The sequence below is a fragment of the Intestinimonas sp. genome, from assembly GCF_026169115.1.
Taxonomy (GTDB): domain Bacteria; phylum Bacillota; class Clostridia; order Oscillospirales; family Oscillospiraceae; genus Intestinimonas.
Map to the genome: position 1 here is coordinate 1 of NZ_JAPFEA010000020.1, position 12,004 is coordinate 12,004.

Genomic DNA, 12,004 nt, shown 5'->3' on the forward strand with positions numbered 1-12,004 from the left:
GGGCAGGGGTGCTCTCGCCGCCCTCCGTCTCGGGGGCGGGGGTGCTCTCGCCGCCCTCCGTCTCGGGGGCGGGGGTGCTCTCGCCGCCCTCCGTCTCGGGGGCGGGAGTGCTCTCGCCGCCCTCCGCCTCGGGGACAGGGGTGCTCTCCACAGGGGTGCTCTCCACAGGGGCCTTCATGGGAGGGGCGGGGGCCACAGGGACCTCCACCGCTTCAAAATAGGTGTGGTGGATGACGGTCTCGCCGGCGGCCACGCCGGTCACGGTGCCGTTTTCATCCACAGTGGCCACGGCCTCATCGTCCGAGGACCAGGTCTCCTGGTCCGACGCCGTGTCGCCCTCCGCAGCGTCGCTGATGGTCACGCTGCTTCCGGCTGTGACCTCCAGGTTCCCCCGCTCCACGGGGGTCAGGTCCTCGCCCTCTGCCGCCAGGACCCCCACGGGCAGCATGCCCAGCACCATGGCGAAGGTCAGCAGCAGCGCCATCGCTCTCTTTCTTGTGTTTGCCAACATCAAGATCTTTCTCCCTTCATTCAGAAAGTGTTGATGCGGCAGCCGGACTGACTTGGCGGCCTGCGCCGCTTTAGCCCCTGGCTTTGCGTCCCGCCCTTTCGGACGGTTTGCCTTTCTCCTGGTCTCGCGTTCTTGCGAGGAACGGCCTTTTGAAACGATCCCCGCCGGGGATCTGGGGGAGCCGTTCACCCCCCGCCTGTGTTCTTTCGCCCTTCCTACGGATCGGAACCAGGCGGTTCCACCTCCTCCAGCTCCTGCCCGACGACGCCGTCGATCAGCCGGATCAGCTCCAATGCGCTGCGGAAGGGACGCGTCCGTTTCCCATCCAGCCAGGTGACGGTCCCCTGCCATGTGGCATTCTGCTGGTGGAGAATGTGGATCACAAAGGTTTTTTGCTCGCTCGTCTCGTGCTCCATACCGGGCCAACGACCTCCTTCCCTGTTGTCTGCCCCTATCATACACACCGTCGGTTACATTTCGGTCACATTTTCAAAATTCCCCAGCCCTGACCCCGCCCCGCAAAATAATTGCAGTTTTTTCACAAAACACCTTGACATTTCTCTGCTGATGTTGTACTATATAGCCAGAAAGGATGAGGTGAGTCCGATGTACTGACTGGTACAAGCAACGGTCCTTATCCCGGGCGCAAGTTTATGATTCAGCGCCCACCGCGTTGAAAATTCCCCGGCAAAGAAAAAGCTCCAGCGCAGCAAGTTCCCTGACAAAGCTCACTGAAGTGAGAATGCACACGGCACACCCCTAGCGAAATATCGCAAATGACGGAACCGAATGTGTCACAGCTTGTTCAAGTGGTAACTGCAAAGCAAAGGTCTTTTTCCCTGGCGATGGATTTTGGGCGCGTTAAAAATCCGTAGAAAGTAAGAGGTAGCGAAATTTGGTAGAGATTCAGGATCACGTGTAGCCCCCCGGTCACGTTGGATGGCCGGGGGGTTGTGCTGTTCCTGGAACCAGCGCGCCTCTATCGTCCGCCCCGCCTGGGGCCGGGCAACCTATCACAGAGTTTTCAGAAAGAAAAAACGCCGCCCGGACCGTTCTGTATGGTCCGGGCGACGTTTTCTTTTTTCTACTTTACCTGGTTGCGCAGGAGCTCACGCAAAGACTGTTCCGATCCAATCAGGACTTCATACATTTCTTTGGTAATGATACTCCCCACTTCGCTCGCCATGGTGCGGATGGTCCGCTCCAGGGCATCCTCGTAGCCCTGGAAATAATGGAGGTGGTGCTGGATCCGCAGCGCAGTATGTACCAGTGCCGCACTCAAGGGCGGCTCCCCCTCCATATCCTGGGGCCAACCCGAGCCGTCCGCGTTCCTGTGGTGCCAAAGGGCAATTTCCGCCCCATACCTGAGCAGAGGAACCTCCTCCTCCTCGAAAGACAAAAGCTCGTACCCCAGCGTGGTATGGCGTGGGTCGCCCTCCTCCTGGGCGCCCGCCGGATCGGGCAGCCCCAGCAGACCAATGTCGCAGAAGGGCGCAGCCAGACCGATCCATGCCGCATCCTTTTTTGTCAAGGGCCCCTCCGGGTGCATCTTCTCATATCTGTTGGCCAGACAGGCGGTGAGGGCCCCAAGCTGGCGCTGGTGCTTCAGCGCCGGCATAGACCGGAACTGACAAACCAGCTCCAGCTTTTTCAGCCATCGCTGCACCAAAGGCTCCGCTTCCTTTACGGTCATATCAGCGCACAGCAGGGTACGCTTCCTCCCGTCAGAGGTCTGCAGCGGCTCTTCCTCCGGGACATGATCCAGTATGGTAGAGTTGGGCGGCCAAGCCTGCCGCACCACAGCGCACACCCGCTCCTGGACGGTATGGGGGTCCACCGGCTTCACCAGGAAGTCTGCCGCGCCGCGCTCCACACTGGCCCGCACGTCCTTTTCGTTGGCGTCTGTGGTAATGAGGATCACCGGCAGGTCCACAGTGTCCCGCTCCACCTGGAGCTGGTTGAGGACTGTAAACCCCGCCCCCCGCCGCTCCAGGCAGATATCCAGCAGCACGGCGCAGATGCGTTCCCGGTTCTCCTTAAGACAGGTAAATCCCCGGTGGGCATTCTGTGCGCACTCCACCCGGAAGTGGTGCTTGAATATCTCATTCAAAATGGCCAGATCCAGCTCGGAATCGTCGATCACCAGCAGTGTATCCCGTATCATTTCCGCTCCTCCTCCCTAAAATATCCATTGATCAGCGCCGCGATCTGTTCGCTCTCCCGCCGCGCTTCCCGCGTGAGGTCTGTCAGCTTTTTCTTCTGGTGGAACCGGGACGTCCTGAATTCCACCAGGATCGCCTGCGCGCACTCATAGATGGGGGCGAGCTCCAGGTTCCCCGCCAGTCCCTTCAAATCGTGGACCCGGAGATAGAATACTTCCTCATCCTCATTGTCCAGCGCCTGAAGGATCTCCTCGAATCGCAGCTGCTTGGGCAGTTTTGCCAAGAACGTGAGGTACAGATTCTCATTGCCCATAAATCGATCCACTGCCCGCTGGACCTGAACGCCGGTTGCTTCCAGCAGCTCCATAAACGCTTTCTTTTCCATTGTGGTCTCCCCATTTCTCTGGTGGACGACAGACCGGCGATATGTAACGCGGGCCGCCCGCATCCCGCCAGACCTCTATCCATGTTGTTTTTTCAGCTTGCCGTATATGTATGGGATGGGAGGGGCGGCGCTCTGCCATTGCAGCCCCTCCGGTCTTTCTCCAGTGGAACCAGACCTGCACGCAGGCCGGGCCTCCTCTCCCCTCCCTATTGAATACCGGTCAGCTCTCCATATGGCGGCCCAGAAAGGCCGCCACCGTCTGCGCCAGCTTGTACTCTGCCTCGCCTGCCGCCCCGCCCTCCTGGGAGAGGAACAGCACGCTGCCCAACACGTCCCCCTCCGACAGGATGGGCGCCGCCACATCCAGCTGGAATTTGTCGCTCTCCTCGCAGGCCGGCAGCGGGCCGTCTCCCTCCTGCCTCTGATAGATCTGCCGGCCCTCCATGATGTTCTCCAGCTCGGCAGAGATCCGCTTGTCGGTCAGCTCCCGCCGGGCGGCCCCCGCCACGGCGATGCAGGCATCCCGGTCTGTGATCGCCGCCACCCGGCCCGTGGTCTTGTTCAGGCTCTCACACAGTTGAACTGCAAAATCACTCAGCCCCCCCATAAGAGAGTACTTTTTGAATATCACGCCGCCGTCCTTGTCTGTATAGATCTCCAGCGGGTCACCCTCCCGGATCCGCATGGTCCGGCGGATCTCCTTGGGAATGACGACGCGGCCCAGGTCGTCGATACGGCGCACGATGCCAGTTGCTTTCATCTATCTGTCTCCTCCCGCGGTGATATTTGGTCACAGACCTTAGTATCCGCAGGATTCTTTTGCCTATACAGGAAGACGGACTGGAATGACTTGGTACAAAATTTACCTGGGTTCTGTCAGAATAAGGCTCACCGGGCAGTGGTCGCTCCCCAGCACGTCGCTGTGGATCTCAGCCGCTTCGATCTGGTCCCGCAGCCGGTCAGAGACCAGAAAATAGTCGATGCGCCAGCCAGCATTCTTCTCCCGGGCCTTGAAGCGGTAGCTCCACCAGGAATAGGCCCCGGTGAGGTCGGGGTTGAGATAGCGGAAGGTGTCGGTGAAGCCGGCGGAGAGCAGCTGGGTCATCTTGGCCCGCTCCTCGTCGGAAAAGCCGGCGTTCCCCCGGTTGGTCTTGGGGTTTTTCAGGTCGATCTCCTCGTGGGCCACATTCAGGTCTCCGCAGACCACCACCGGCTTCTTCTCGTCCACCCCCTTCAAATAGGCCCGGAAGGCGTCCTCCCACTCCATGCGATAGGGCAGCCGGGCCAGTCCGTCCTTGGAATTGGGGGTATAGACGGTCACCAGGTAGAGCTCCGGGAACTCCAGGGTGATGGACCGGCCTTCCCCCACATGGGCGGGGTCGCCGATGTCGTAGGTCACCGCCAGGGGCTCCCGCCGGGTGAAGACGGCGGTGCCCGAGTAGCCCTTTTTCTCCGCCGAGTTCCAGAACTGGAGGTAGCCCGGCGTGTCGATCTCCGCCTGGCCCGGCTGCATTTTGGTCTCCTGGAGACAGAAGACGTCGGCGTCCGACGCCTTGAAATAGTCATAAAAGCCCTTCTGCACACAGGCTCTCAGGCCGTTGACGTTCCATGAGATAAATTTCATCGCTCGTACCTCCCACGATGCGCGATTTCCTTCTCCCTTTTATTTTACAGGATATGCGGACTGAATACCAGCTATTTCCCAAATTTCTGCTGTTATTCTCTCTCCGGCATGATACAATGGGAAAAACAACGAGGGGGGATGGCCTTGCTGCGGCTTTTTTTTGCACAGGCTGTGGACGCACATGTTCTGCTCCGGCAGGCCGCGGGGCTGGTATGGGGGCTGGAGGACCTGCCGGACCTGGACCGCGCCCCCGGTGGGAAGCCGGTTTTCCACAATTTCCCCCACCGATGTTTCAACCTCAGCCACAGCGGCCCCTACGCCCTGTGCGCCCTCGGCGACAGTCCGGTGGGGGCCGACGTCGAGGTCATCCGCCCCCGCCGCCCCTCGCTGCCCCAAAAGGTCCTCTCCGGGGCGGAGCTTGTCTGGTTCCTGGACCGGGGGAGCCGCTGGGAGGACTTCTACACCCTGTGGACCCTGAAGGAGGCCCGGGTGAAGCAGTCCGGCGCCGGCCTCACCCGCCCGCCCCGGGACATCGCCGTCCCCCTTCTGGAGCCCGGACAGCACGCCCAACTGGACGGTCTCGTCTTCACCGCCTACGCCGGTGAGGGCTGGCGGGCCGCCCTCTGCGCCGCCGACCCCGGCCCCCTTATAGAAGGTATCAGAACTTCTTAAGCGACTTTTAAGAACTGGAGCAGTTTTTTCTAAAGGTTCCTTCTGTATACTGTTCTCATCAAGAGAAGGAGGGACAGCCATGAAAATCCTGATCCTCACCGGTAAATTTGGTATGGGGCACTACTCCGCCTCGCAGTCGCTGCGCCTCCAGCTCCTGGGCGCCTTCCCTGGCGCCCGTGTGGAGGTGGTGGACCTCCCCGCCTACGCCATCCCCGACGCATCCGAGGCCATCTATAAGGCGTTCTCCCTGCTGGTGACCAAGGGGAGCGGTCTCTACAACATCTACTACAAGGCCACGGAGAACGCCACCCTCAAGGCCCGTCCTCCCCTGGCCGACCTCTTTCAGGACAGGCTGGGGGAGCTGCTGTGGGAGGAGCGGCCTGACGCCGTCATCGCCACCCACCCCTTCTGCGCCCGCCTGGTGGCCGACTACAAAGAGGAGGTCGGCTCCGGCCTTCCGCTGGTGACCTGTATCACCGATCTCTCCTCCCACTCCGAGTGGCTCAACGAGGGCACCGACTGCTACCTGGTGGGCTCCCGGGAGATCCGGGACCGCCTCGCCGCCAAGGGGGTGGAGCCCGAGCGCATCCTGGTCACCGGTATCCCGGTGAAGCCGGAGTTCCGCCGACCCACCCATCGGGCCCACCGGCCGGGGGAGCGTCGCCTTCTCATTATGGGGGGCGGATTGGGCCTCCTCCCCAAAAAGGATAAGTTTTATGAGGCTCTCAACGCCATGCCCGGCGTACGCACCACCATCCTCACCGGCAACAACCACAAGCTCTTTGAGCGGCTCCACGGCCGCTATGAGAACATTGAGGTCGTGGGCTTTACCGACCGGGTGTACGACTATATGGCCTGGGCCGACCTGATGCTCTCCAAGCCCGGCGGCATCACCCTCTTCGAGACCATCTTCTCGGAGCTGCCCATCCTAGCCTGGGAGCCCTTCCTCCAGCAGGAGCGGGAAAACGCCCGCTTCCTCACCCGCTGCCAGATCGGACGCATCGCCCCCAAGGAGCCCGAAGCCTGCCTGGAGGCCATCGCCCGGCTCCTCTCCGACGGCCCGGCCCTGGAGCAGATGGCCGGGAACATGCGCCGGCTGAAGGGTCAGCTGGAGGCCCAGAGCCTGGAGCGGCTGATGACCGCCCTCACCGGAAAGGAGGTCCGCTGATGGACCGCAGACGCATCCTCAGTTTCACCCTCCTGGCCGCCCTCATCGGCGGGACCCTCTTTTTCCTCCTGCGCCAGCAGCCCCTCTCCACCCTGGCTCAGGTCCTCCGCACGGTGCGGCCCCGGTATCTCCTCCTGGGCCTGGGGCTCATGTTCACCTTTGTGGGCTGCGAGGCCCTGTGCTCCAAGCTCATCCTGGGCCGCCTGGGCCACAATATGCCCTACCGGAAGTGCTTAGGCTACTCCTTTGTGGGCTTTTATGTGAGCTCCATCACCCCCTCCTCCACCGGGGGGCAGCCCGCCCAGATCTATTTCATGTCCAGGGACGGCGTCCCCGCCGCCCACGGCTCCCTCAACATGCTGCTCATCGCCGTATGCTACCAGACCGTCACCTTCCTCTACGCCGCCCTCGCCTTCTTCCTCCTTCCCAACGTCCGCTCCGGCATGGGGGGCGGGCTGGGGCTGCTCCTCCTCTACGGCGGCGCGGTGATGGTAATGCTCACCGTCGGGATGCTGGCCATGATGTTTCTCCCCAACGCCGCCCGCCGCCTTACCGGCGGACTGGTGACCCTGGGGGTGCGGACCGGGCTGGTCAAGCATGAGGACAAGGTCCGCTCCGGTCTGGAACGCCAGATGAAGGCATACCGGGAAGGGGCCGACTGCCTGCGGGCCAACCTGGACCTCTTTCCCCTCCTCCTGCTCCTCACCGCCCTCCAGCTCACCGCCCTCTACGCCGTGCCCTATACCGTCTACCTGGGCTTCGGGCTGCGTGGGGCCGGCCTGTTTCAGATGGCGGGCGCACAGGCCCTGGTCTCTCTGGCTGTGGGCTCCCTCCCCCTGCCCGGCGCTGTGGGCGCCGCCGAAGGGGCAGCCCTCCGGGCCTTCACCCTCTTTTTCGGCACGGGACTGGCCGCCCCCGCCGTTCTGGTGGCGCGGGGGATCAGCTTTTACAGCTTCCTCCTCCTCAGCGGTCTGGTCACCCTCTGGGTCCACCTGAGCCACCGCCGCCGGGACCGGCTCCCTAAGACCCCCGTCTCCGGGGCTGTCAGGCTCCAAAAGACGGGACGGCAGACCTCGCTGGGCTGTTGAAGCCTCCCTTTCAGGGCTTTTTTCATAAACTGAAACGCCGTTTTCCGGCCCACAGGGGCCGGGAGACGGCGTTTTTGTGTTGTTTCACTTCTTTTCTCCGGTGAGCTCCTCCACCAGAGCCACGGCGGTGAGGACCATGCGGTCACAGTGGGCGGAGCGCTCCTCCCCGGTCTCCTTGGCCTTCTGGAGGAGCTGGGCGCACTCCAGCGCCCCGGCCCGCTCCTTGAACATGCGCTGGAATTCCGCCGCCGTGCGGCTGTCCGCCCCCCGCAGTCCCAGGGCCATGAGGCCGCCGGTCACCGCCCCGCACACCGAACCCCGGCGCATACCGGCGCCGAACTGGGCCGTCAGGCGGTACATGGTCTGGCCGTCCAGCCCCAGGTCCTCGGCCACGGGAACAAGGGTGGCCTGGGCGCAATTGTAGTGGGGCTCCGACAGGTGGTGGAGCTCCTCCGCGCGCTTCAAAATATCCATTCGTATTCTCTCCGTTCTTCGCTAATTGAATCGGTCCGGGTCCTCTGCAAAGAGCCGCCGCACCCTTTCCAGCAGGGGGCGGTGCTCCGGCAGTTCCAGACCGGGGTCAGCCGCCAGGAGCCCGGCGGCGGCGTCCTGGGCCTCCCGGAGCACCCGGGTGTCGGTTTCCAGGTCGGCCACCCGCAGGGCAGGCAGGCCGTGCTGCCGCGCCCCGAAGAAATCGCCGGGGCCCCGGAGCTTCAAGTCCTCCTCGGCGATCTTGAAGCCGTCGTTGGTCTGGGTGAGGACCTTGAGCCGGGCCCGGGTGTCCGGGCTCCGGTTGTCGCTGACAAGGACGCACCAGGACTGATGGCTGCCCCGGCCCACCCGGCCCCGGAGCTGGTGGAGCTGGGAGAGGCCGTACCGGTCGGCGTTCTCAATGATGATGAGGCTGGCGTTGGGCACATCCACCCCCACCTCGATGACGGTGGTGGACACCAGGATGTGGGTCTCCCCAGCGGTGAAGGCGGCCATGGCGGCCTCCTTCTCCCGGGCCTTCATGCGGCCGTGGACCAGCCCCACCCGCAAGTCCGGAAAGACCTGCTCCGCCAGCACCCGGGCGTACTCGGTCACCGCCTTCAGGTCCCAGGCCCCCTCCGGGTTTTCCTCCACGGCGGGGCAGACGATGTAGACCTGCCGCCCCTCCTTCACCTGGTCCCGGACAAAGCCGTACATCCGCTGCCGCTTGCTCTCCCCCACCAGCACCGTCTTCACCGGCATCCGGCCTGGGGGCAGCTCATCAATGACCGACACGTCCAGGTCCCCGTAGATGATGAGGGCCAGGGTCCGGGGGATGGGGGTGGCCGACATGACCAGCACGTTGGGGGAAAAGTCCTCCTCGCCCCCCGCCTTGGCCGCCAGGGCAGCTCGTTGCTCCACCTCCCCAGCGCGGCAGGCCGCGCCGGGGCACCCCTTTGTGATTTTATCTGCGGCGGGGGGAAGTGAATCCCCCCCGCCTTCGCCGCAAAGGCGGCGTCCCGCCTGCGGCGGGTCCTTCGGCGTGTTCGCCTTGGCCGCTAAAGCGGCCCGCTGCTCCACGCCGAAGCGGTGCTGCTCGTCGGTGATGACCAGCCCCAGCCGGCGGAAGGCCACCCCCTGGGAGAGGAGGGCGTGGGTGCCCACCACAAAGGGGAGGGCACCCGTCTCCAAGGCGGAGAGGACCTTCCGCTTCTCCGCAGCCCGCATGGAGCCGGTGAGGAGCCCCACTTCGATGCCCGCGGGTGAGAGCATGGCCGAGAGGGTCTTGGCGTGCTGTTCGGCCAAAATCTCAGTGGGCGCCATCATGGCGCACTGCCAGCCGGAGCGGACGGCCAGCCAGGCACAGCCGGCGGCCACCGCCGTCTTGCCGGAGCCCACATCCCCCTGGACCAACCGGTTCATGGGCCGGGGGAGCGCCAGGTCGGCGGCGGCCTCCTCCAGGGCCCGTTTCTGGGCCCCCGTCAGGGTGAAGGGCAGCAGCTTGTAAAAGTCCTCCAGGCCGGTCTCCCCAAAGACCGGGCCCCGGCCCTGGCTCCGCCGCTCCCGCAGGAGGGCCAGGCCCAGAGAGAGATAAAAGAGCTCCTCAAAGGCAAAGCGCCGCCGGGCGGCCTCCAGGGCCGTCTCGTCAGCGGGAAAGTGGATGCTCCGCCAGCAGTCCGCCGCCGGGGCCAGATGGTGTTGTTCTAAAAGGGCCTGGGGCAGGGTCTCCGCCGGGGGCGGCAGCGTATGAAGAGCCCGCTCCACAAGCCCGGCCAGCAGATGGTTGGTGATGCCCGCCGTCAGGGGGTAGACCGGCAGGATGCGCCCGCAGGCCCAGGGCCGCTCCGCCTCCTCAAACTGAGGATTGGTCATCTGCCGGTGGCCCCCCATGAGTTCCACCCGGCCATAGAGAATATACTCCTCTCCACGGTGAAGGGCCTGACGGACATAGCCCTGGTTGAAAAAGGTCACCAGCATGGCGGAGGCCCCGTCCACTACCTTGAGCCGCGTCACATCCAGGCCCCGGCGGATGTGCATGCGCCGGGGCTCCTCCGCCGCCATGACCCGGACGCAGCACGGCTCCCCCACCGGGGCCTCGGCGATGGCATAGACCTGCCGCCGGTCCTCATAGCTCCGTGGGAGATAGCCCACCAGATCTCCCGCCGTCCGGAGCCCCAGCTTTTCCAGGCCCTTGGCCCGGCTCTCCCCCACGCCGGGGAGCTCCCGCAGGGGGGTGCTCACATCCATGACTGCGCCTCCTCGAAAAAGGTCTCCCGGTCATAGAGGGCGTTGAGCACCGGCAGCAGGGCGTTGGCGCTCATGTGCTCCGGGAGGTCCAGATGCTGGAGCAGGGCGCTGCGGCGCTGGGCCGAGTCTGGGCCGCCGGAGAGACCCAGCAGGTAGAGGTCGGCCTTGGTGATGGCCTCTTTGGGCGCACTTCCGTTGGCCAGCTCCTCCAGGAAGGTGGCCCCCGCCCGGCAGAGGACCTCCTCCAGCACCGCCGGGGACATGCCCTCCACCCCCAGCTTGCCCTCCTTGCCGGGGGCGCGCTTGCGCCGCTCCTTGCCGTAGACGTCGGGAATGTAGGCGTGCTTCACCCGGTCCGCGGGCAGGGCGCTTTTGAGGTGGCTGCGGATGAGAAAGCCCGCCCCGTCAGAGTCGGTGAGGACGATGAGTCCCCGCTCCTCCGCCAGCCGCCGCAGCAGAGCCACCAGCTCCTGATTTTTGAACACCCCGAAGCCGGCGGTCTCCAAAATCACCGTATCCACCACCTGGGAGAGGGTGTTTTTGTCATAACGGCCCTCCACCACGATGGCCTCCTGTATGTGCAGCATCCCCTGGGCTCCTTTCCTTGTTATGCGATGCCCGTCTTGGGCGGGCGGTTGGCCAGCTTCAGGATGAGGTCGATGAGGAGCTCCCCCCCGTCGGCCCCAGGCCTGGACTTCATGGCCAGGTCGGTCTCCGCCGCCTGGAGCACCGCCCACCGGCACCAGCTCCGGTCAAACCGCCGGGCGGCGTCCATGAGCTTCTGGGCCGGGTAGGCCGAGCGCATCCCCCACAGCTCTACCAGATAGCCCGTCCCCTTCCGCTCCTCCATGGCCAGCCGGGCGGAGTAGAGCTGTCGGAGCTGCCGGCCCAGCACCGACAGCAGTTTGATGGGGGGCTCCCCCATGTGGAGGAGGTCGGAGAGCACCGACGAGGCCCGGTCAAAGTCTCCGGCGGCGATGGCGTCGGTGAGCTGAAAGACCACCGCGTCCAGCCGGGGGATGGCCACGGCGTCGATGTCGGACCGGGTCACCGCCCGGTTCCGGGCGTAGGCCCCGATCTTGCCGATCTCCGAGATGAGCCCCGTCATCAGGTCCCCGCACAGGAAGATGAGGTACCGGGCCAGCTCCGAGTCGATGTCGTGGTCCAGAGCCCGGAACCGGCGGCGGACCCAGTCCACCAGGTCCCCCTGCTCCTGCCGGGTGAACTTCACCGCCGTGCCGTGGGCCTTGATGGCTGCGGCCAGCTTGGTCCGGGCATCGGGCTTGTACTCGATGAGGTCGTAGACGAAGACCAGACAGACATACTCCGGCAGGTCGGCAAAGAGGGCGGTCATGGCCTCCCGCTGGTCGGCGGGGGCCTTGAAGAGGTCGTAGTCGTAGACCACCACCATGGTGCGCTCGCTCATCATGGGCAGGCAGTCGATGACCTGTCCCAGGGCCTTGGGATCGCACTCCTTGGCCTGGAGGGTGTGGAGGTTGAAGGCCTCCATGCCGCCGGGCAGCAGCTTTTTCTTCAGCTGCCCCAGGTAGAAGTCCCGCAGGTAGGCTTCCTCCCCGTGGAAAACGTAAAGCTGCCCCGGTTTTCCGGCGGAAAGCTCACTTTTGAGCTGTTTCAATGCCGCGGCGTCGGCGGCGCTGGTCTTGGCCATGGGGGAC

Annotated in this window: 13 protein-coding genes and 1 riboswitch; of the genes, 3 read left to right on the plus strand and 10 right to left on the minus strand. The window is 64.4% G+C overall.

Annotated elements, in window-relative coordinates:
* The 6 genes from Q0Y09_RS01735 to Q0Y09_RS01760 form a co-directional block, all read right to left on the minus strand.
* Positions 1–511: Ig-like domain-containing protein (locus Q0Y09_RS01735; RefSeq protein ID WP_297716770.1), on the minus strand; the 511-nt coding region annotated here is incomplete at its 3' end.
* A gap of 34 nt (positions 512–545) precedes the next feature.
* Positions 546–633: riboswitch (cyclic di-GMP riboswitch) on the minus strand.
* A gap of 93 nt (positions 634–726) precedes the next feature.
* Positions 727–927: a hypothetical protein gene (locus tag Q0Y09_RS01740; protein WP_297716772.1), complete on the minus strand. Its 201-nt coding sequence runs from the start codon at positions 925–927 to the stop codon at positions 727–729.
* A 668-nt stretch (positions 928–1,595) separates the two neighbouring features.
* Entirely contained in the window at positions 1,596–2,675 is a 1,080-nt protein-coding gene (locus Q0Y09_RS01745) for a response regulator (protein WP_297716774.1), read from the minus strand.
* Positions 2,672–3,058: a hypothetical protein gene (locus tag Q0Y09_RS01750; protein WP_297716776.1), complete on the minus strand. Its 387-nt coding sequence runs from the start codon at positions 3,056–3,058 to the stop codon at positions 2,672–2,674. Before Q0Y09_RS01750 ends, Q0Y09_RS01745 begins: the two co-directional genes overlap by 4 nt.
* A gap of 220 nt (positions 3,059–3,278) precedes the next feature.
* The gene (locus Q0Y09_RS01755; protein WP_297716778.1) at positions 3,279–3,818 is read right to left on the minus strand and encodes a stage V sporulation T C-terminal domain-containing protein; all 540 of its coding nucleotides are present in this window, start codon (positions 3,816–3,818) and stop codon (positions 3,279–3,281) included.
* Between the two features lie 102 nt (positions 3,819–3,920).
* Complete coding sequence (locus Q0Y09_RS01760; protein ID WP_297716780.1) at positions 3,921–4,682, minus strand: exodeoxyribonuclease III; 762 nt, start codon at positions 4,680–4,682, stop codon at positions 3,921–3,923.
* A gap of 171 nt (positions 4,683–4,853) precedes the next feature.
* Here Q0Y09_RS01760 and Q0Y09_RS01765 point away from each other — a divergent pair, with 171 nt between their 5' ends.
* From Q0Y09_RS01765 to Q0Y09_RS01775, 3 genes are all read left to right on the plus strand, one after another.
* Positions 4,854–5,354 (plus strand): 4'-phosphopantetheinyl transferase superfamily protein, encoded by a 501-nt coding sequence (locus Q0Y09_RS01765; protein WP_297716782.1) that lies wholly within the window; start codon positions 4,854–4,856, stop codon positions 5,352–5,354.
* A 79-nt stretch (positions 5,355–5,433) separates the two neighbouring features.
* Entirely contained in the window at positions 5,434–6,522 is a 1,089-nt protein-coding gene (locus tag Q0Y09_RS01770) for a glycosyltransferase (RefSeq protein WP_297716784.1), read from the plus strand.
* Positions 6,522–7,610: a lysylphosphatidylglycerol synthase transmembrane domain-containing protein gene (locus Q0Y09_RS01775; RefSeq protein WP_297716786.1), complete on the plus strand. Its 1,089-nt coding sequence runs from the start codon at positions 6,522–6,524 to the stop codon at positions 7,608–7,610. Before Q0Y09_RS01770 ends, Q0Y09_RS01775 begins: the two co-directional genes overlap by 1 nt.
* A gap of 84 nt (positions 7,611–7,694) precedes the next feature.
* Here Q0Y09_RS01775 and Q0Y09_RS01780 read toward each other — a convergent pair whose 3' ends face one another.
* Genes Q0Y09_RS01780 through holA form a run of 4 tightly spaced genes read right to left on the minus strand, consistent with a single transcriptional unit; the run spans position 7,695 to position 11,997 of the window.
* Complete coding sequence (locus tag Q0Y09_RS01780; protein WP_297716787.1) at positions 7,695–8,084, minus strand: C-GCAxxG-C-C family protein; 390 nt, start codon at positions 8,082–8,084, stop codon at positions 7,695–7,697.
* Between the two features lie 21 nt (positions 8,085–8,105).
* Complete coding sequence (locus Q0Y09_RS01785) at positions 8,106–10,328, minus strand: ATP-dependent DNA helicase RecG (protein WP_297716789.1); 2,223 nt, start codon at positions 10,326–10,328, stop codon at positions 8,106–8,108.
* The gene (locus Q0Y09_RS01790; RefSeq protein WP_297716792.1) at positions 10,319–10,915 is read right to left on the minus strand and encodes a toprim domain-containing protein; all 597 of its coding nucleotides are present in this window, start codon (positions 10,913–10,915) and stop codon (positions 10,319–10,321) included. Before Q0Y09_RS01790 ends, Q0Y09_RS01785 begins: the two co-directional genes overlap by 10 nt.
* 20 nt (positions 10,916–10,935) lie before the next feature.
* The gene (holA, locus tag Q0Y09_RS01795) at positions 10,936–11,997 is read right to left on the minus strand and encodes a DNA polymerase III subunit delta (RefSeq protein ID WP_297716794.1); all 1,062 of its coding nucleotides are present in this window, start codon (positions 11,995–11,997) and stop codon (positions 10,936–10,938) included.
* Positions 11,998–12,004 lie beyond the last annotated feature (7 nt).